The sequence below is a fragment of the Hylemonella sp. P2_B10 genome, assembly GCF_056404875.1.
In genome coordinates this window covers 310,019-328,881 of sequence record NZ_JBFUDE010000003.1, presented here as the reverse complement: position 1 = coordinate 328,881, position 18,863 = coordinate 310,019, and the positions used below count along the sequence as shown (strand labels likewise).

General features: G+C 64.5%; 15 protein-coding genes and 1 pseudogene. 9 read left to right on the top strand and 7 right to left on the bottom strand.

Annotation, left to right across the window (positions count from 1 at the left end):
- Nucleotides 1-64 precede the first annotated feature (64 nt).
- The 3 genes from AC1DX2_RS14005 to AC1DX2_RS13995 all read right to left on the bottom strand — a co-directional run bounded on the left by AC1DX2_RS14005 (nucleotide 65) and on the right by AC1DX2_RS13995 (nucleotide 2,593).
- Complete coding sequence (locus AC1DX2_RS14005; protein ID WP_477196972.1) at nucleotides 65-1,183, bottom strand: DUF2855 family protein; 1,119 nt, start codon at nucleotides 1,181-1,183, stop codon at nucleotides 65-67.
- A 444-nt stretch (nucleotides 1,184-1,627) separates the two neighbouring features.
- Nucleotides 1,628-2,059 (bottom strand): organic hydroperoxide resistance protein, encoded by a 432-nt coding sequence (locus AC1DX2_RS14000; RefSeq protein ID WP_477196971.1) that lies wholly within the window; start codon nucleotides 2,057-2,059, stop codon nucleotides 1,628-1,630.
- 75 nt (nucleotides 2,060-2,134) lie between these two features.
- A complete protein-coding gene (locus AC1DX2_RS13995) occupies nucleotides 2,135-2,593 on the bottom strand; it encodes a MarR family winged helix-turn-helix transcriptional regulator (RefSeq protein ID WP_477196970.1) in 459 nt (152 codons plus the stop codon).
- 286 nt (nucleotides 2,594-2,879) lie between these two features.
- On the opposite strand from AC1DX2_RS13995, the gene AC1DX2_RS13990 reads away from it, so the two are divergent.
- From AC1DX2_RS13990 to AC1DX2_RS13965, 6 genes are all read left to right on the top strand, one after another.
- Nucleotides 2,880-4,493 carry a peptide ABC transporter substrate-binding protein gene (locus AC1DX2_RS13990; RefSeq protein WP_477196969.1) on the top strand — a complete coding sequence of 538 codons (1,614 nt, stop codon included), beginning with the start codon at nucleotides 2,880-2,882 and terminating at the stop codon, nucleotides 4,491-4,493.
- A 146-nt stretch (nucleotides 4,494-4,639) separates the two neighbouring features.
- Nucleotides 4,640-5,560 carry an ABC transporter permease subunit gene (locus AC1DX2_RS13985; protein ID WP_477196968.1) on the top strand — a complete coding sequence of 307 codons (921 nt, stop codon included), beginning with the start codon at nucleotides 4,640-4,642 and terminating at the stop codon, nucleotides 5,558-5,560.
- Between the two features lie 13 nt (nucleotides 5,561-5,573).
- A complete protein-coding gene (locus AC1DX2_RS13980) occupies nucleotides 5,574-6,482 on the top strand; it encodes an ABC transporter permease (RefSeq protein WP_477196967.1) in 909 nt (302 codons plus the stop codon).
- Complete coding sequence (locus AC1DX2_RS13975) at nucleotides 6,482-7,513, top strand: oligopeptide/dipeptide ABC transporter ATP-binding protein (protein WP_477196966.1); 1,032 nt, start codon at nucleotides 6,482-6,484, stop codon at nucleotides 7,511-7,513. Before AC1DX2_RS13980 ends, AC1DX2_RS13975 begins: the two co-directional genes overlap by 1 nt.
- Complete coding sequence (oppF, locus tag AC1DX2_RS13970) at nucleotides 7,506-8,504, top strand: murein tripeptide/oligopeptide ABC transporter ATP binding protein OppF (RefSeq protein ID WP_477196965.1); 999 nt, start codon at nucleotides 7,506-7,508, stop codon at nucleotides 8,502-8,504. The genes AC1DX2_RS13975 and oppF overlap by 8 nt, the downstream gene beginning before the upstream one ends.
- Nucleotides 8,505-8,680: 176 nt before the next feature.
- Nucleotides 8,681-9,328 carry an energy transducer TonB gene (locus tag AC1DX2_RS13965; RefSeq protein WP_477196964.1) on the top strand — a complete coding sequence of 216 codons (648 nt, stop codon included), beginning with the start codon at nucleotides 8,681-8,683 and terminating at the stop codon, nucleotides 9,326-9,328.
- 135 nt (nucleotides 9,329-9,463) lie between these two features.
- On the opposite strand, the gene AC1DX2_RS13960 is transcribed toward AC1DX2_RS13965, so the two are convergent.
- On the bottom strand, nucleotides 9,464-10,297 hold the full coding sequence (locus AC1DX2_RS13960) for an ABC transporter permease (protein ID WP_477196963.1): 834 nt from the start codon (nucleotides 10,295-10,297) through the stop codon (nucleotides 9,464-9,466).
- Nucleotides 10,298-11,152: pseudogene (locus tag AC1DX2_RS13955) on the bottom strand (ATP-binding cassette domain-containing protein); the annotation flags it as partial.
- A 128-nt stretch (nucleotides 11,153-11,280) separates the two neighbouring features.
- On the opposite strand from AC1DX2_RS13955, the gene nudK reads away from it, so the two are divergent.
- Nucleotides 11,281-11,865: a GDP-mannose pyrophosphatase NudK gene (nudK, locus tag AC1DX2_RS13950; protein ID WP_477196962.1), complete on the top strand. Its 585-nt coding sequence runs from the start codon at nucleotides 11,281-11,283 to the stop codon at nucleotides 11,863-11,865.
- A gap of 2 nt (nucleotides 11,866-11,867) precedes the next feature.
- On the opposite strand, the gene AC1DX2_RS13945 is transcribed toward nudK, so the two are convergent.
- Nucleotides 11,868-13,247, bottom strand: coding sequence for a tetratricopeptide repeat protein (locus AC1DX2_RS13945; protein WP_477196961.1), 1,380 nt, complete (start codon nucleotides 13,245-13,247; stop codon nucleotides 11,868-11,870).
- A gap of 19 nt (nucleotides 13,248-13,266) precedes the next feature.
- Complete coding sequence (locus AC1DX2_RS13940; RefSeq protein ID WP_477196960.1) at nucleotides 13,267-14,361, bottom strand: proline iminopeptidase-family hydrolase; 1,095 nt, start codon at nucleotides 14,359-14,361, stop codon at nucleotides 13,267-13,269.
- 465 nt (nucleotides 14,362-14,826) lie between these two features.
- Between AC1DX2_RS13940 and AC1DX2_RS13935 the strand changes: the two genes are divergently transcribed.
- Together AC1DX2_RS13935 and AC1DX2_RS13930 are read left to right on the top strand one after the other, a co-directional pair.
- Nucleotides 14,827-18,255: an endonuclease/exonuclease/phosphatase family protein gene (locus AC1DX2_RS13935; protein WP_477196959.1), complete on the top strand. Its 3,429-nt coding sequence runs from the start codon at nucleotides 14,827-14,829 to the stop codon at nucleotides 18,253-18,255.
- Between the two features lie 42 nt (nucleotides 18,256-18,297).
- On the top strand, nucleotides 18,298-18,825 hold the full coding sequence (locus AC1DX2_RS13930; RefSeq protein WP_477196958.1) for a PEP-CTERM sorting domain-containing protein: 528 nt from the start codon (nucleotides 18,298-18,300) through the stop codon (nucleotides 18,823-18,825).
- The last annotated feature ends 38 nt before the right edge of the window (nucleotides 18,826-18,863 follow it).

The following is an 18,863-nucleotide window of genomic DNA, read 5'->3' as shown; positions in this document are numbered from 1 at the left end:
CAGGCGCGGCAAAATCACACCGCCATCATGCACCATCCCGCCAGCGCGCTGGCGGCGTCGCCATTCAGGCCAGCGACAGCATGTGCCCCAGGCGCGGATTGGAACGCCCACCCAGGATTTGCGCATAAGCGGCGCTGACAGCCGCCGGCCCCAGGTGCTGCTCCACCACCAGCCAGGGCGACGCGGGATCGGTGACGCGGCTGAGAAAACCCTGCCAAGCCTGCAGCAGGCGCTGGTTCAAACCATCGGGACCCCACTCGGTGCTGCGCTTCTTGATCTGCGCCGGTGCGAAGAACAGCGTGGCGCGCGGGCCGGGCAAGTCCTTGGCGCCACCCAGCTGGTCCACGTGCGTGCCGCCGATGGAGCAGCTGTAGTGCAGCGCGGTGAACCGCGTGTGGATGGCGCGGCGCAGGGCCGCATTGCCAGCAAAGTCGATGTAGATGGCCGGCGCATCGGCCGCCACCTGATCCAGCTGCTCATAGCTGAGCACGCGGTGGTAACAGCCCAGGCTTTCGCAAAACGCCATGTTGGCGGCCGAGGTCAGCCCCACCACCTCAATGCCAGACCGCTGGAACAACTGGAAGGCGTTGCCATAGGCCGTCTTGCTGGAGGCGCTGGACAACAGCATCACAGCAGGCACGCCAGGCGTGGCGGTGGCGCCAAAGAACTGGTTGTCGGCCAGGAAGTCGTCGATCAACCAGGAGGTGATGAACAGCGGCCGCAGCAACGCCTGGATGGCCTCGGTGTCGGCGGTGTAGAACGGGTCCACCGCGCAGCGGGCGTACTGGTTGTACACCGGATGCAGACCGGCGCGGTGCGCCGCACCGTCGGTCAAAAGCCCCGGCAGCACACGCCCGGGCTGCAGCACCACCTGCGAGGCCATGGGAAAGTAACCATACAGCCGCTCGCCCACCGGCACGTCGGGATGCCGCGATTCGCTGACGCTGCCAAAGCCCCACACCGGAATCTTGCCCCAGCCGTCGTCGGCCGGAAAGAAGCCCCAGTAATTCATGGTGTCGCCAAAGGCGGCATAGGTGATGTTGTTGGAGGTCAGCGCAAAGTGGTCTATGGCCACGCGCACCTGACCATCGGCCAGTGGCGCTTGCGGCACGTCGCGGACTTCGGTCTGCGTCAGCTTGTCCTTGCGGACCAAAAATTCGGTGGTGGTGGTGGTCGTGTTCATGCGCCGCACGATAAGCGCAAACCCGTGGCGGCCACAATCGTGAAGCGGAACCTAGGTGACAGCGCTGCGCAATCAAAACCAGGATGGGTTGCTGATCATGCCGACGCGGCACTCGGCTCCGCGGCTGTCCCTCGGCCCTGCGGGCCTCCTCCTCGATGCCGCTGCGCCGAATGCCGCATCGACCCGATCCTGCGAACGTGGTTGGCTTGCTTACGCTTTGCATTCAAGCGCTGCGTACGCCAAATAACCCGATGTCACTGGGGCGCGTGGCGGAGGGAAATCAAGGAGGAGGCCCGCAGGGCCGGGGGACATTTCCGTAGCCACGCGCACCAGCGGCGTCGGCAGCGACAAAACCGGCTACCCCAGCGCTATCAGCCAGCAACAAAGCAAAACAGCGCGACAGGAAACCCCGCCGCGCTGTCCAGAAGTGATGCAGCGAGAAGCTTACTCAGCCAGCGTGATCGTCACTTCGATGTTGCCACGGGTGGCGTTGGAGTACGGGCACACCTGGTGGGCCTTGTCGACCAGGGCTTGGGCCACAGCGCGGTCCACGCCGGGCAGCTTGACCACCAGCTGGGCTTCGATGCCGAAGCCGTTGGGCGTCTTGCCAATGCCCACGGTGGCGTCGATGGAGGCGTCAGCCGGCACCGGGATCTTCTGCATGCCGGCCACGAACTTCAGCGCGCCGATGAAGCAGGCGCTGTAACCGGCGGCAAACAGCTGCTCGGGGTTGACACCGCCGCCGCCACCGCCCATTTCCTTCGGCACTGCCAGCTTGACGTCCAACAGGCCGTCCGAAGATTTGGCCGTGCCGTCGCGGCCACCGGTGGCGGTAGCATGGGCTTTGTACAGGACTTGATCGACTTTGGTAACCATGGTGTGTTTTCCTTGGGTTGGCCTCTGGGTAGTGATGAGGCGGGTTGAGAAAGGGTGAGTGAACGTAAAAGGGGATCAGGCCGCCTGGGCCAGCGTGTCGCGCAGCGACTGCACCTGGCGCGTCAAGGCCACCAGCTCGGGCACTTCGCACTGCGAGGCTTCCAGCACGCAACTGGGGATGCGCAGCGCCTTGTCTTTCAGCTGCCGGCCCTTGGCCGTCAGGCGGATGTGCACGCGGCGCTCGTCGTCGGTGGCGCGGATGCGGGCTACCAGGCCACTGGACTCCAGGCGCTTGAGCAATGGCGTCAACGTGCCCGAATCCAGGTGCAGGCGCTCGCCCAGCTCGGAGACCATCAATGCGTCGCGCTCCCACAGCACCAGCATGGCGATGTATTGCGAGTAAGTGAGTCCCAGCTCCTTCAGCAGAGGCTTGTAAAGCTTGGTCATGGCCAGCGACGCGGAATACAGCGCGAAGCACAGCTGGTTGTCCAGCAGCAGCGCGGCATCGGTGGAGGGCAGGGTGTGTTTTGACATGGAGGGAATTGTATGTTCGCAATTAAATTGTGTCAAATTTAATTTTGAGAAACCTTTATGCCCGTAAGGTAAAATGTGTTCTTTTCGTCAAGGCGTCACACTATTTTGGCCAGCCGTTGCGCTGAGCCTGAGGGAGCGCATGCGCAAACGGGCATAATTCCAGCCGTTTTGCGCAGTTGCTGCGCTCTCGGAAACGAGCCCACAAAGCCGATTCTTGAGCCCCTCGCGGGGACACGCCGATTCACCCCTTTCACCGTGTCAGCCGATACCCAGGAGATTGATCGCCATGAAGAAAACCCTGCTTCTCAAGGCCGTGGCCGTGGCGGCCGCCTTGAGCCTCGGCGGAATCGCCCTGTCGGCCGTGGTGCCCCCCGGCACGCTGTTGAGCGACAAGCAGGAACTGGTGCGCAACAACGCTTCGGAATCCGAGACGCTGGACCCGGCGGTGGCCGAGTCGGTGGGCGCCAACAACATCTGCCGTGACCTGTTCGAGGGCCTGACGGCGGCGGACAACAACAGCAAGATCGTGCCCGGCGTGGCCGAGTCGTGGAAACAGGTGGACGCCACCACCTGGGTGTTCAAACTGCGCAAGGACGCGGTGTTCTCCAACGGCAACCCCATCACCACGGCAGACTTCGTCTACGCCTGGCAGCGCTTCCTGAGCCCCAAGACGGCCTCGACCTACTCCACCACCTACGGCATCTTCTTCGTCAACGGGCTGGAGATCGCCAAGGGCCAGAAACAGCCCTCCGAGCTGGGCGTGAAGGCGCTGGACAAGTACACGCTGGAAGTCAAGACCGTGGCGCCCACGCCCTTCCTACCCGAGCTGCTGTCCAACACGCAGTTTGCCCCGCTGGACCGCACCGTGCTGGAAAAGCACACCAAGGACTGGACCAAGCCCGGCAACCTGGTGGGCAACGGTGCCTATGTGCTGAAAGAGTGGCAGGTCAACAGCAAGGTGGTGATCGAGAAGAACCCGAAGTACTGGGACGCCAAGTCCGTGGTGGTGAACAAGGTGACCTACCTGCCGGTGGAAGACGGCAATGCCGACGTCAAGCTGTTCCAGTCCGGCGAGAACGACTGGGTCTACCAGCTGCCGCCCAGCACCTTCGACCAGTTTCGCGCCTCCAACCCGAAAGACATCCGCAACTCGCCCATGCTGGGCATACGCTACTTCGGCCTGAACAACACCGACCCGCTGCTGAAGGACGTGCGCGTGCGCAAGGCCTTGTCGCTGGTGATTGACCGCGACGTGCTGGCCAAGAAGGTGACGGCGGACGGCCAGATTCCGGCCTATGGCCTGATCGTCAAGGGCCTGGCCGGCGCCGACGTGACCGAATACGACTGGGCCAAATGGCCGATGGACAAAAAGGTGGCCGAGGCGAAGAAACTTCTGCTTGAGGCGGGCGTCAAACCCGGCACCAAGCTGAGACTGGCCTACAACACCAGCGAATACCACAAGAAGATGGCCATCTTCGCCGCCTCGGAGTGGAAGACCAAGCTGGGTCTGGAAACCGAGATGGAGAACATGGAGTTCAAGGTACTGCTGAAGAAGCGCCATGACGGCGACTACCAGATTGCCCGCAATGGCTGGATCGCCGACTACAACGACGCCACCACCTTCCTGGCCACCGTGCAGTGCAGCTCCGACCAGAACGACAACAAGAACTGCAACAAGCAGGCCGACGAACTGGCACGCCAGGGCAACCTGCAGACGGACCCGGAAAAGCGCAAGGCGCTGCTGACCCAGTCGGCCCGGATGGTGATGGAGGACTACCCGATGATCCCGCTGGTGCAGTACACCGTGCCACGGCTGGTCAAACCCTATGTGGGCGGCTACACCAACATCAATTGGCTGGACCGCTTCCGCAGCAAGGATTTGTACATCATCAAGCATTGATACGGCGGGACGGTGTGCCCCGGTGACCGTCCGACCATCAGTTTCCCCAACGCCAGGCGAGCCGCCCACAAGGCAGCCCCCCAACCGCCAAGCCGGACCAAAGTCCGGCGCCGCGCTGGCGTGACACAAACGGAGATCCCGCACCCATGTGGTCTTACACACTTCGCCGCATCCTGGCGACCCTGCCCACGGTCCTGGCCGTGATCACGGTCTGCTACCTGATGCTGCACGCCACCCCCGGCGGCCCTTTTGACAGCGAGCGCAAGGTCTCGGAAGCGGTGCTGGCCAACCTGCAGGCCAAGTACCACCTGGACATGCCGCTGTGGAAGCAGTACCTGTACTACCTGGACGGCCTGCTGCACGGTGACCTGGGCGCCTCCTTCCGCTTTGCCGACTGGTCGGTCAACGACCTGGTGGCCGCTGCGTTGCCGGTGTCGCTGGCCATTGGCGGCATTTCCATGGTGATCTCGATCGTCATCGGCGTGCTGCTGGGCATCGTGGCGGCGCTGAAGCAGAACAGCATGGTCGACCATGCGGTGATGCTGATCGGCAATATCGGCAGCGCCTTCCCCTCCTTCGTCATCGGCCCGGTGCTGGTGCTGGTGTTCGCCATCTGGCTGCCCTGGCTGCCCTCGGGCGGCTGGAACAACTTCGAGGCGCGCTACATGATCCTGCCTATCGCGCTGCTCACGTTCATCAACGTCTCCACCATCGGCCGGGTGATGCGCGGCAGCCTGATCGAGGTGCTGAGCTCCAACTTCATACGCACCGCGCGCGCCAAGGGCCTGCCGCTGCGCACCGTGGTGCTGCGCCATGCCATGCGCCCGGCGCTGCTGCCGGTGGTGTCGGTGCTGGGGCCGCTGGCCATCTCGTCCATCACCGCCGCAGTGGTGACGGAAACCTGGTTTTCGCTGCCCGGCCTGGGCAAGCTGATCGTCAACGGCGCCGGCAACCGCGACTACACGCTGGTGCTGGGCCTGGTCATCCTGGTCACGCTGCTGGCGGTCACCTTGAACCTGCTGGTCGACCTGGCCTACGCCTTCCTCGATCCGAAGATCCGCTACTGAGATGCAACTCACCATGAATGCCAAAGAAGCGGCTCTCGCAGACAACATCGCCCAGGCCACCGCCAGCGCGCCGCCGGGCCGCAGCCCCTGGACCGACGCGCGCCTGCGCTTCATGCGCAACCGCGCCGCCGTGGTCAGCATGGCGCTGCTGGCGCTGGTCACGCTGGTCTGCATCGTCGGCCCCTGGGTGCTGCCGCACTCCTACGAGGACACCGACTGGAACTCCATGGGCATGGCGCCCACCTGGAACGCACTGCACCTGTTCGGCACCGACGAACTGGGCCGCGACCTGCTGGTGCGCACGCTGATCGGTGGGCGCATTTCGCTGGTGGTGGGCCTGTTGGCCACGCTGGTGTCGGTCAGCCTGGGCATCGTCTGGGGCGCCACCGCCGGCTTCCTGGGCGGCAAGGTGGACGCTTTCATGATGCGCGTGGTGGACATGCTGTACGCCGTGCCCTACCTGCTGATCGCCATCCTGATGGTGACCATCCTGGGCCGCGAGTTCTACCTGGTGGTGCTGACCATCTCGGCTTTCTCCTGGATGGACACGGCGCGCGTGGTGCGCGGCCAGACGCTGTCCATCAAGTCCAAGGAGTATGTGGAGGCGGCGCGCGCCATCGGCGTGCCGACCTGGCGCATCATCTTCCAGCACGTGGTGCCGAACTTGTTGGGCATTGTGGTGATCTACACCTCCATCACCGTGCCCTCGGTGATCCTGACCGAGTCGGTGCTGTCCTTCCTGGGCCTGGGTGTGCAAGAGCCCATGACCAGCTGGGGCGTGCTGATCCACGATGGCTCCAACGTGATGTCCACCAGCCCGTGGATGATCCTGTTCCCTGGCGGCATGCTGTCGCTGACACTGTATTGCGCCAACTTCATTGGCGAGGGCATGCGCGACGCGCTGGACCCGAAAGACCGCTGATGACGCAGACAACGGACAAACTGCTGCAGGTCAAGGACCTGGGCGTGCAATTCACCACCAACGACGGCCTGGTATACGCCGTCAACGGCCTGAACTTCGCGCTGGACCGGGGGCAGACGCTGGGCATCGTGGGCGAATCGGGCTCGGGCAAATCACAGACCGTGCTGGCCATGATGGGCCTGCTGGCCAAGAACGGTCGCGCCAGCGGCCAGGTGCTGTACCAGGGGCGCGACCTGCTGGCCATGCCGGCGGGCGAGCTGAACAAGATCCGCGGCAACCGCATGGCGATGATCTTCCAGGACCCCATGACCTCGCTGAACCCCTACCTGACGGTGGAGCGCCAGATGACCGAGGTGCTGGAGTTGCACAAGGGCATGTCACGCAAGCAGGCCACCAAGCGCGCCACCGAGCTGTTGGACGCGGTGAAGATCCCCGACGCCGCCCGGCGCATCCGCATGTACCCGCACGAGTTCTCCGGCGGCATGCGCCAGCGCGTGATGATCGCCATGGCGCTGCTGTGCGAGCCCGAGGTGCTGGTGGCCGACGAGCCCACCACCGCGCTGGACGTGACGGTGCAAGCGCAGATCCTGTCACTGCTGCGCGACCTGCAGCGCGACTTCGGCACCGCCATCGTGATGATCACGCACGACCTGGGCGTGGTGGCCGGCATCTGCGACGAGGTGATGGTGATGTACGGCGGGCGCGCGATGGAGCACGCACCGGCGCAGCAGATCTTCTACCACCCCACCCACCCCTACACCATTGGCCTGCTGGGCGCGCTGCCGCGCCTGGACGGCGACAACACCGAACTGGTCAGCATCCCCGGCAACCCGCCCAACATGAACGACCTGCCCAAGGGCTGCCCTTTCAGCGCGCGCTGCCGCAACGTGCTGCCGCGCTGCGCCGACGACCTACCGCCACTGGTGGCGGCTGTACCCGGCAGCCCGACGCTGCGCGCCTGCCATGTGCCGGTGAGCGAGCTGGGCGGTGTGGCCGTGCGCGCACAACAAGAGGCGGCAACCCATGTCTGATGTACTTCACCAGGGTGAACCCATCCTGTCGGTGCGCGACCTGCGCGTGCATTTCAAGGTCAAGAGCCACAACGCCTGGGCCTGGGAGCCGAAGAAGACTTTGCGCGCGGTCGACGGCGTGTCGTTCGACCTCTACCAGGGCGAAACGCTGGGCGTGGTGGGCGAGTCCGGCTGTGGCAAGTCCACGCTGGCGCGCGCCATCCTGAACCTGATCCCTTCCACCGCGGGTGAAATCCTGTGGCTGGGCCAACCCATGCACAACGCCAGCGCGCGCGAATGGATGAGCGCGCGCAAGGACATCCAGATGATCTTCCAGGATCCGCTGGCCTCGCTGAACCCGCGCATGACGGTGGCGCAGATCATCGGCGAGCCATTGCGCATCCACAAGCCCGAGCTCACACCCGCGCAAGTGCTGGACAAGGTGCGCGCGGTGATGACCGAGGTGGGCCTGACGCCGCAGCAGATCAACCGCTACCCGCACGAGTTCTCCGGCGGCCAATGCCAGCGCATCGGCATCGCGCGCGCGCTGATCCTGGAGCCCAAGCTCATCATCTGCGACGAGCCGGTGTCGGCGCTGGACGTGTCCATCCAGGCGCAGATCGTCAACCTGCTGAAGGACCTGCAAAAGAAGAAGGGCTTGTCGCTGATCTTCATCGCGCACGACCTGGCGGTGGTCAAGCACATCAGCGACCGCATCCTGGTGCTGTACCTGGGCCATGAGATGGAGCTGTCGCGCAAGCAGGCGTTGTACAGCAACCCCAGCCATCCCTACACCGAGGCGCTGCTGTCCGCCATTCCCGTGCCCGACCCGGATACCGAACGCAACAAGGTGGTGCAACTGCTGCAGGGTGACCTGCCCTCGCCCATCAACCCGCCTTCGGGCTGCGTGTTCCGCACGCGCTGCCCCAAGGCCGAGGCGCGTTGCAGCACGGAGCTGCCGCAACTGCATGCGCTGAATGCCGACTCGCAGACAGCCTGCCTGCTGAAGTAGGCGCAAACATTCGCTTGTCGCAGCGGGGCTGTATGCCTGACCATGGCAGCCACAGCGCAGGGGCCGCGAGATTTGTAACAAGGCGGCCAACAGACGGCATGCCGTCTGATTGACGCGTCCCGGGGCGTTTCCCACAATGGTTTTGCATACCGCAACAACCAGAAAGGGAGCCCCACATGGAAGCCTTGCTGACCACCCCCCACGTCTACCGCCCCCCGGGCAGTAGCGGCAAGACCACTGGCGTGATCTTTGTCATTGCCCTGCACATCCTCATCGTCTATGGCTTTGCCACCGGCCTGCACCGCGACATCGTCAAGATGATGCCGAAGCAGATCGTGATGGTGGACGTGCCGGAAGAGATACAGCCGCCGCCCCCGCCGCCGCCCAAGAAGATCGAGCCGCCCACCGCCAAGGCGCTGCCGCAAACCGTGCCGGATTTCGTGCCGCCGCCGGACGTGGCACCGGTGGAAGCCCCGGCCATGCAGATTGAGGCTACACCGGTACCGGTGCCGGTGCCGGACGTGACGCCACCGCCCGCCCCGGTGGTGGTGGCCAACCCAGCCCCGCCTTCGGCTGACATCCACGTCGCCTGCCCGCGCATGGTCAAGCCCGAAATGCCGCGCGCGGCGGTGATGGCCGGCACCACCGGTGTGGTGCGTGCCACCGCCACCATCCGGGGCGGCGCCGTAACAAACGTAACAAACCTTTCCGGCCCCAAGGTGTTCTACGCCGCCGTGAAGGCCGCCATGCTGCAGTACCGCTGCGAGGCCAGCGCCGGTGAGGTGACGGCCGTGCAGGAATTCAACTTCCAGTTGAACGACTGAACCTGACAGGGCCTCTGTGGCTTCCCACAGATGCTTGCACAAGAAGCAAGCTCGGGGGGTCATGGAGGCCTGGAGTACCTCTTGGCCCACTGGCGGACCCCCGCTGAGCGGCCGCGCGCCTGCACCCTGCCAAGCTCAACCGCGAAAGCGCTTGCGCGTCAGCGCCAGCGCGATCCAGAAGCCACCCACGGTGTAGGCCACCAGCACAAGCACCGGCTGCAGCCAGTGGTCAGGCCACTGGTCCATGAACAGCGGGCGCACCAGCGCCACCGCATTGCTCAGCGGCAGCCAGTCGGACAGCACGCGCACCACACCGGGCAACTGCTCGCGCGGGAAGAACACGCCGCTCAGAAACATCATGGGCGTGAGGAACAGCGTGAAGTAGTAGGTGAAGAAGTCGTAGCCCTTGGCCAGCGCGTTGAAGATCAGCGCCAGGCAGGAGAAGGTGATGCCCACCAGCAGCAGGATGGGCCAGGCCAGCAGCAGTTTGGGTGAATGGCTGATGTTCAGCGCCAGCATCACGCCCAGGATGGCTGTGACCGTGAACAGCGACTTGTATGCCGCCCACAGCATCTCGGCCAGCACCACGTCGTCCAGCCCCACCGGCGCGTTCATGATGCCGTCCCAGGTCTTTTGCACATGCATGCGCGAGAAGGCAGAATACAGCGCCTCGAACGAGGCCGCGTTCATCGCGCTCATGCAGATGGAACCGCTGGCCAGGAACAGGATGTAGGGCACCTTGGTGCCGCCCATGTCCACCTGCCCCACCAGCATGCCCATGCCATAGCCGAAGGCCACCAGCCAGATCAGCGGCTCGGCGATGTTGCCCACCAGGCTGGGGATGGCCAGCTTGCGCCACACCAGCAGGTTGCGCAGGAACACCGGCCAGAAGCGCATTGACAGTGCCGGTGGACGCCAGATGCCGGGGGGCGCCGTTGATGGACCGGTGCTTGCTGTGGTTGTGCTCATCTAGCCATCCTCCCGGATTTGCCGCCCGGTCAGTTTCAGGAACAGGTCTTCCAGGTTGGCCGGCCGGTGCAGTGTGCGCAGCTGCGCGTGTGACGCGGCCAGCGCCTGCAGCAACTGCTGGGCGTCCTGGGTGTAGAAGAACACCGTCTCGCCGCTCACCTCCACCCGCCCGGCCAGCGCGCGCAACGGGGATTCGGCCAAGTCCAGCGCGCCCACGCCATACACCTCCACCACATCGGGCTCCAGGTGTTCGGCGATCAGGTCACGCGGCCGGCCTTCGGCGATTTTCTTGCCATGGTCCAGCACCAGCAGGCGGTTGCACAGGCGTTCGGCCTCGTCCATGAAGTGGGTGGTCAGCAAGATGGACTTGCCGCGCTGCAACAGCAGTTGCAGCCGCTCCCACATCAGGTGGCGGGCCTGCGGGTCCAGCCCGGTGGTGGGCTCGTCCAGCATCAGCAGGCGCGGGTCATTGACCAGCGCGCGCGCCAGGCTCAGGCGCCGGCGCATGCCGCCGGACAGGTCGCCGGGCTTGGCATCGGCCTTGTGCGACAGCGCGGCAAATTCCAGCAGCTCGGGGATGCGCGACTTGATGGCGGCATCTTTCATGCCGAAGTAGCGGCCGTAGACCAGCAGGTTCTCGGCACAGCTGAAATCCGGGTCCAGCGTGTCGAACTGGCTGACCACACCCAGCTGCGCCTTGATGGCCAGCGCGTCGCGCGGCATGTGCAGGTCCATCACCTCCACCGCGCCGCCATCGGGCACCACCAGCCCCAGACACATGCGCAACGTGGTGGTCTTGCCGGCGCCATTGGGCCCGATGACGCCCAGGCACTCGCCCGGCTGCACGGTGAAGGACAGGTCCTGCACCACGGTGGCATCGCCATAGCGCTTGGTCAGGTGGTTGACGCTGAACAACGCGGTGGCCGGAGTTGTGGCGGAAGGCGCTTGCATGGGCGGCATTGTCACTGATTTAGACTTCAGGCATGAACCCCCGCGTGCGCATGGTCAGCAGCGAGATGCTGTCCGACAACTGGTCCGTGTTGAAAAAGCACGTGTTCGACTACCAGCGCCGCGACGGCAACTGGCAGCGCCAAAGCCGCGAAGCCTACGACCGCGGCAACGGCGCCGCCATCCTGCTGTACAACCGCGCACAGCGCACGGTGCTGCTCACAAGGCAGTTCCGCCTGCCCACCTACCTGAATGGCCATGCCGACGGCATGCTGATCGAGGCCTGTGCCGGCGCGCTGGACGCCGACGACCCGCTGACCTGCGTGCGCCGCGAGACCGAGGAGGAAACCGGCTACCGCGTACACGAGATGCGCAAGGTGTTCCAGGCCTACATGAGCCCAGGGGCGGTGACCGAGGTGCTGCATTTGTTCGTCGGTGAATACCAACCTGGCGACAAGGTGTCCGAGGGTGGCGGGCACGCGCACGAAGGCGAGGACATCGAGGTGCTGGAGCTGCCGCTGGCACGCGCGCTGGAGATGATGGCCAGCGGCGAGATCTGCGATGCCAAGACCATCATGCTGTTGCAGCACATGCAGCTGGCGGGCTTGATGGAGGGGTGAGGCTAGCGTTCGCCTTGCGCTTGCCCAAGCGCCGCCAGTTCAGCTTTGATCTGTTCGACCACCGGTGCCCAATCGCCCATGACGCGCTGCCTGAACAAGCGCATGACATCGGGGTACCACACCGAGTCGCTGCGCGCATCCAGCCAGCGCCAATCGGTCTGGTAGGCCGGCAGCATCAACCAGCACCGCTTGCCCAAAGCGCCAGCCAGGTGCGCCACGGCGGTGTCCACGCTGATGACCAGATCCAGGTTGGCGACCATCGCGGCCACGTCGGCGAAATCCTGCGCCTGTGAACCCAGGTCCAGGAAAGGCTGGCCGGCGGGCGGATGGCGTGCCTGGTCCTCGCCTGCGCCTTTTTGCAGGCTGACGAAGCTGACGCCTGGCACTTGCCACAGCGGCGCCAGCACCGAGAGATCAGGCAGCGAGCGGTCGCCATCGTTGTCGAACTTGGGGTTGCCCCTCCAGGCCAATCCCACGCGCAGGCCAGACACCGGCAGCGCCGCGCGCCATTGATCAACCAGAGCAGCCTGCGCATGCAGGTAGGGCAGCGTTGCAGGCAGGCTGTCCACCCGCGTCTGGCAGTAAAACGGGCAACTCATCAGCGGTGTCCACACATCCCACCCGGTGTGGGGCACGTGTTCGTCAAAGGCGATCACGCTGTCCACCGCAGCCAGGCTGGCAAACAAGCGCTTCAACGCTGGATGGCACAGCAGCGTGACGTGCGCCGCACCACGCGCCTTCAGCTCGGCGGCGTAGCGGCAGAACTGGATCATGTCGCCATGACCGGCCTCGTAGCCCAGCAACACGGACTTGCCCGCCAAGGGCTCCCCCTGCCAGCGTGGGCATTGCAGATGGCGCGCCAGCGCGGCGTACCAGTCGCGCGCTTCGAAGCAGGCCCAGCCCTCTTCATAGCGGCCCTGGCGCAGCAGCAGGTAGCTGAGGTTGAAAGTTGCCTTCGGCCGCTCGGGCGCCAGTGCGATGGCTCGGCGGCAGCAGGCCTCGGCTTCGACGTCGCGGTGCAAATTGGCGTACAACGCGCCCAAGTTGGACCAGACTTGGGGCTGGTCCGGCTGCAGCTCCAACGCCTGGCGGTAGCAGGCCTCAGCCTCGCCCAGATGCTTGCGCTGCGCCAGCAGGCCACCCAGGTTCAGCAAGGTCTCCACGCTGTGCGGTTGCAACGCCAAGGCGCGGCGATAGCTGGCCTCAGCGGCTTCGCGCGCGCCGCGCAGGTCTTGCAAGTAGCCCAGGTTGGCATGCGCCTCGGCCAGGTCCGGCGCGGCATCTGCGGCCTGCTGGAAGCAGTCTTGCGCCGCCGCCGTGTCGCCGGTCAGCATCAGGCGCACGCCGTGCTCGAACAGGGCTGTGGCGTCAGGTCCGCTCACGGCAAAGGCACCCGGCCGCTCAGAACTTGCCGCCGTCCACATCCTTCAGGAACTGGATCAGACCGGGGAAGTAGTTCTTCTGGTCGTCGTACATCGCCATGTGGCCGCCGTTGGGGCACAGCTGGTAGCGGCCCTTCTTCACCGTCTTGGCAATCATCTCCATGTGGGCCGGCTCCATGGTGTCGTGCTGACCGGCGATGACCAGCGTGGGCACGGTGATCTTGCCCAGGTCGGCCACGCGGTCCCAATTGAGCAGCTTGCCGCTGGCGCCCAGCTCGCTCGGGCCTTGCATCGGCACATAGACTTTGGGGTTCAGGTGCTTGAACGATCGGTTCACCGGCTCCGGCCACTGCGCGGCCGGCATGCGCAGGATGTGCTTCTCGTAGTGGTGCGGCATCAGCAGCGCCATGTAGCGCGGGTCTTCGGTCTTGCCATCGGCCTCCATCTTCTGGATTTCGGCCAGCGCCTTGGGGTCCATGGCCGGCATCAGCACCTTCTTGGCGTAGTCGTTGTAGGCCGGGATGCTCGCCATCATGTTGGAGATCACCAGGCCCTTGAGGTTCTGCTGGTACTTCAGCGCGTACTCGATCGCCAGCAGGCCGCCCCAGGAATGGCCCAGCAGGTAGAAATTCTTGCTGTCCAGGCCCAGCGCCTGGCGCACCTGCTCCACCTCTTCCACGTAACGCGGCAGGTTCACCAGGTCCGGGTCGTCCGGCGCGTCGCTGTTGAACGAGCCCAGCTGGTCGTAGTAGTAGTACTCGATGCTGGCGTTGGGGAAGTAGCTGTCAAAGGCCTCGAAGTATTCATGCGTGGCGCCGGGGCCGCCATGCAGCAGCAACACCTTGATGGTCGGGTTGCTGCCCACCCGCTTGGTCCAGACGTTGAATTTGCCCTTGGGCGTGGTGATGGGGATGAGCCGGGCGCCGCCGCTGAGCTGGTCATCGCGGCCCGAATAGTCCAGGTAGGCCGTGGCCACCGCCGCAGCGGCCGTCGGCGCGGGTGCAGAGGCGCCCGCCAACGGGGCCGGCTTGGCCGCCATCAGCCCGTCCTCCTTGCCGCAGGCTTGCAACAGCAGGGCCAGGGCGCATGCCAGCAGCAGGTGCATCTTCGTCATCAAGCTCTCCTCCAAGGATCGATCACAACACGGTTACGGCCACGGACCGGTTGCGGATGCGCAGCTCCGGTCGGCCCGCCCCGCATGGTACGCGCGTCTTGCATACGGCACAGAGAAGCTGCCTGCCCTTTAGCGGTGCATCCGCGCGCGCAAGCGGCCAGAAGAGATGTCGGAATATTTGACAACCTAGGGTTTTCGAGGGGTGCATCATGCGGGCAAACATCCACGAAACTTTCACACAATGGCTTTATAAAACTAACTGTTTGGTCAGGATGTAGGCGCCATTTTTTTGACGCATTTGCCATGCTGGTCGCCACACAACGCTGACGCCCCCGGCACGAATAGTGCTTTACACGGCTCGCCACCGAGCCTTGGGAACGCGGTTGTTTTGGTGCATCCGCCGGCGCACCAATTTTGATCATTCACGAAGCCCCTCTCCACATTCACTGATCAGCAGGACAGAACATGCCAATCTCAATCACCAACGGGACAGCCTACACGCAGAACTTTGACGCACTGGCCCAGACCGGCACAGCCAACGCCTGGAGCAACGACAGCACCCTGCAAGGCTGGTACCTGTTTGACAAGTCCAGCACGGCGCTCACGGCGTATGCCGGTGGCACCGGCAGCGGCAATGCGGGCAGTTTCTACAGTTTCGGCAGCGCCGCCGCCATTGGTGACAGGGCCCTGGGCGGCCTGGGCTCTGGGGGTGCCTACTACGGCTCGCCCGGCAACAACGCGGTGGCCGGCTGGATCGCGGTTGCGGCAACCAACAACACGGGCGCCACCATCAACAGCATCACGCTGTCATTCAATGGCGAAGAGTGGCGCAACGGTGGCAACGCCACGGCACAGAGCATGGTGCTCGAATACGGCTTCGGCAGCAGCTTTACGGCTGTGACGACCTGGAACCAGCCCGGCGGCAGCTTCAACTGGACGTCGCCCGTGGCCTCAACCACTGCGGCGGCGGTGGACGGCAACAATGCTGGCCTGGTCCCGGCGCTGGGCGGCACGCTGACAACCAACTGGGCAGCCGGCAGCACGATGTGGATACGCTGGGTCGAAGTCAACGACGCCGGAAACGACCATGGGCTGGCGATTGACAACTTCTCGCTGACCGCAGGCATCACCGCCACCACGCCCAACGTCAACCTCAGCGTCGACAAGACGACCGGCAGCGAAGCCGGCACCACCGTCATCACCGTCACCGCCACCGCCTCCGGCGCGGTCAGCGGCGACCAGACCATGCATCTGGGCGTGTCGGGCGCCGGCATCACCATCGGCGACTACACGCTGTCCAGCGACACCATCACCATCCTCAGCGGCCAGACCAAGGGCAGCGTCACGTTCACCGTGGTGGACGACACCATCCCCGAAGGTACCGAGGCCGCGTTGCTGACCATCTCCAACCCCAGTTCGGGCATCACGCTGGGCACCACAGCCACGCAAAGCGTCACCATCGCCGACGACGATGCGGCGCTGGTGAACCTCAGCATCAGCACCAATGCGGGCAGCGAGGCCGGCACCACCTTGATCACCGTCACTGCCACCGCTTCCAAGTCCGTCATCGGCGACCAGACGGTCAAGCTGAACGTCGGCGGCACCGGCATCACCGCCGACGACTACAGCTTGTCCGACAGCATCATCACTATCGCCGACGGCGCCACGCAAGGCACGGTCACCTTCACCGTGAAGGACGACGCCATCGCCGAAGGCACCGAGACCGCCGTGCTGAGCATCACCAACCCCAGCGGCGGCGTGCAGTTGGGCGCCACGACGACGCAGAACATCGCCATCACCGACAACGACAAGCTGACCATTGCGCAGATCCAGGGCGCCACGCACATCTCATCCTTCAACGGCAAGAACGTGTTTGACGTCGCCGGCATCGTCACCATGGTGGCTGGCAACGGTTTCTACCTGCAGGACCCGACACCGGACGCCAACCCGGCCACCTCCGAGGCCATCTTCGTCTTCACCAGCACAGCCCCCACCCAGCATGTGGGCGACGCGGTGAAGGTGAGCGGGCTGGTGCAGGAATTCCGTCCCAGCAACAGCGCGGACAACCTGACCGTCACCGAAATCACCAGCCCCGTGGTCACCGCCTGGACCGACGCGCCGATCACGACCATTGCCCCGGTGGTGATCGGCGTCGACCGCACGCCGCCCACCTCCAGCATCAACAATGACGGCAGCGTCAACGTAGAGACCGGCGGCGACTTTGACCCCACCACCGAGGGCATCGACTTCTGGGAAAGCCTGGAAGGCATGCTGGTCTCGGTGCAAAACCCGGTGGCCGTGTCGCCCACCATCTACTCCGCCACCAACACTGACGGCGAGCTGTACGTGCTGGCCAACAACGGCGCCGAGGCCACCGGCGTGACGGACCGCGGCGGCGTGGTCATCTCGGCCACCGACATGAACCCCGAGCGCCTGCAGATCGACGGCCTGAAGGCCGGCATCGCCATGCCCGACGTGGACGTGGGGGCCAAGCTGTCCGATCTGACCGGCGTCATCAACTACTTCGGCAACAACTACGAGCTGCTGGTGCCCTCCACGCCCACCGTGCTCCAGCCCTCCACCAACGCGCGTGAAGTCACCACCGTGACCGGCAGCGCCAACCAGCTGACGGTGGCCACTTTCAACGTGGAGAACCTGGACCCGTCTGACGGCGCTGTGAAGTTCAACGCGCTGGCCACGGCCATCGTGAACAACCTGAAGGCCCCCGACATCCTCAGCGTGGAGGAAATCCAGGACAACAACGGCGCCACCAACAACGGCGTGGTGGCGGCCAACGTCACCATCCAGATGCTGATCGACGCCATCGCCCTTGCCGGCGGGCCGCACTACGAGTACCGCCAGATCGACCCGGTGAACGGCACCAACGGCGGCGAAGGCGGCGGCAACATCCGCGTGGCCTTCCTGTACAACCCGGAGCGAGTGACGTTCGTGGAAGGTTCGCTGACGCTGATCGACCCCACCAACGCCGCCTTCAGCGGCAGCCGCAAGCCGCTGGTGGGCACCTTCGAGTTCAACGGCGAGCAGGTCACCGTCATCGGCAACCACTTCGCCTCCAAGGGTGGGGACGACCCGCTGTACGGCCCCGTGCAACCGCCGGTGCTGTCCAGCGAGGTGCAGCGCGACCAGCAGGCCACCGTCGTCGCCAACTACGTGCACAACCTGGAAACTTCCAACCCCAACGCCAAGATCATCGTGATGGGTGACCTGAACGATTTCCAGTTCTCGACACCGCTGACCATCCTGGAAAACGCCGGCCTGAACACGCTGATCGAAACCCTGCCCGCCAACGAGCAGTACACCTACAACTACCAGGGCAACGCACAGGCCATCGACCACATCATGGCCAGCGACACCCTGATGTCCAGCCTGACCGGCTTCGACGTGGTGCACATCAACTCCGAGTTCCAGGTCCAGGTCAGCGACCATGACCCGTTGGTGGCACGCTTCCTGATCGAGCCGGCTGGGCTGCCGATCAACGGCACCAATGGCAAGGACAACCTGGTCGGTACCGCCGGCAAGGACACCATCACCGGTGGCCGGGGCACAGACACATTGACGGGTGGCGCCAGCGCCGACAAATTCGTCTACAACAGCACACTGGAAGGTGTCGACACCATCACGGACTTCACATTGGGCAGCGACAGCCTGGTCATCACCGCTCTGTTGGCTTCTGTTGGCTACACGGGCAACAACCCGGTCGGAGCCGGCTACCTGAGCACCATGGCGCTGACAAACGGCTCCACTGCGGTGATGTTCGACGTTGACGGCACTGCCGGCGCGGGTGTTCCGCGTCAGCTGGTGATCCTGACCGGCGTCAGCGTGTCCAATGCGGCGGTCCTGCTGGACCCGAGCCTGTACCACCCGGCCGCTTGATATCGCTTTCAACAGTTTTCAACAACTCACAGACCAAGCATCATGAACAAACTTTTGTCCAAATTCCTGCGCTCTGCCGCACTTGCCGCGGCTTTCGGCCTGAGTGCTTTGTCGGCGCACGCTGATGTAGTGAACTACACCTTCAAAGTCACTGTCGACAACACAGGCCCTCTGGCCAACCAGAGTTTCGAAGGCACCTTCAGCTTCGACAATGCCACCGGCACTCCCGACGGCGTTTCCGACACCCGGTTTGCATTGACCAGCTTCAGTTTTGACTTCAATGGTTCAAACTACAGCAAAACCGATCTGGACTACGGTGACGCGATGTTCAACGGCACCAGTTTCCTGGGCCTCGATGCCAGCAGCGCGAGCTTCGCCTTCGGCTATGGCATGGACATCCTGGAAGCCTACTTTGCCACCGACCTTGCTTACGCCAGTTTCTCCGCTGCATTGGTCACGGAAACGGTGCCGGAACCGGAAAGCTTGGCACTGCTGCTCGCCGGCCTGGGCCTGCTGGGCTGGACGCGGCGCAGCCGCCGCGCCAAGCTGGCCGGCCTGGCTGCCGCCTGACAGGTCATTGTCGGCAAGTAAAAGCGGGCCGAGGCCCG

Bases quoted from the DNA above. Each gene is read 5' to 3' on its own strand.
- AC1DX2_RS14005 (WP_477196972.1), bottom strand. From the start codon at position 1,183: ATGAACACGACCACCACCACCACCGAATTTTTGGTCCGCAAGGACAAG.
- AC1DX2_RS14000 (WP_477196971.1), bottom strand. From the start codon at position 2,059: ATGGTTACCAAAGTCGATCAAGTCCTGTACAAAGCCCATGCTACCGCC.
- AC1DX2_RS13995 (WP_477196970.1), bottom strand. From the start codon at position 2,593: ATGTCAAAACACACCCTGCCCTCCACCGATGCCGCGCTGCTGCTGGAC.
- AC1DX2_RS13990 (WP_477196969.1), top strand. From the start codon at position 2,880: ATGAAGAAAACCCTGCTTCTCAAGGCCGTGGCCGTGGCGGCCGCCTTG.
- AC1DX2_RS13985 (WP_477196968.1), top strand. From the start codon at position 4,640: ATGTGGTCTTACACACTTCGCCGCATCCTGGCGACCCTGCCCACGGTC.
- AC1DX2_RS13980 (WP_477196967.1), top strand. From the start codon at position 5,574: ATGAATGCCAAAGAAGCGGCTCTCGCAGACAACATCGCCCAGGCCACC.
- AC1DX2_RS13975 (WP_477196966.1), top strand. From the start codon at position 6,482: ATGACGCAGACAACGGACAAACTGCTGCAGGTCAAGGACCTGGGCGTG.
- oppF (WP_477196965.1), top strand. From the start codon at position 7,506: ATGTCTGATGTACTTCACCAGGGTGAACCCATCCTGTCGGTGCGCGAC.
- AC1DX2_RS13965 (WP_477196964.1), top strand. From the start codon at position 8,681: ATGGAAGCCTTGCTGACCACCCCCCACGTCTACCGCCCCCCGGGCAGT.
- AC1DX2_RS13960 (WP_477196963.1), bottom strand. From the start codon at position 10,297: ATGAGCACAACCACAGCAAGCACCGGTCCATCAACGGCGCCCCCCGGC.
- nudK (WP_477196962.1), top strand. From the start codon at position 11,281: ATGAACCCCCGCGTGCGCATGGTCAGCAGCGAGATGCTGTCCGACAAC.
- AC1DX2_RS13940 (WP_477196960.1), bottom strand. From the start codon at position 14,361: ATGACGAAGATGCACCTGCTGCTGGCATGCGCCCTGGCCCTGCTGTTG.
- AC1DX2_RS13935 (WP_477196959.1), top strand. From the start codon at position 14,827: ATGCCAATCTCAATCACCAACGGGACAGCCTACACGCAGAACTTTGAC.
- AC1DX2_RS13930 (WP_477196958.1), top strand. From the start codon at position 18,298: ATGAACAAACTTTTGTCCAAATTCCTGCGCTCTGCCGCACTTGCCGCG.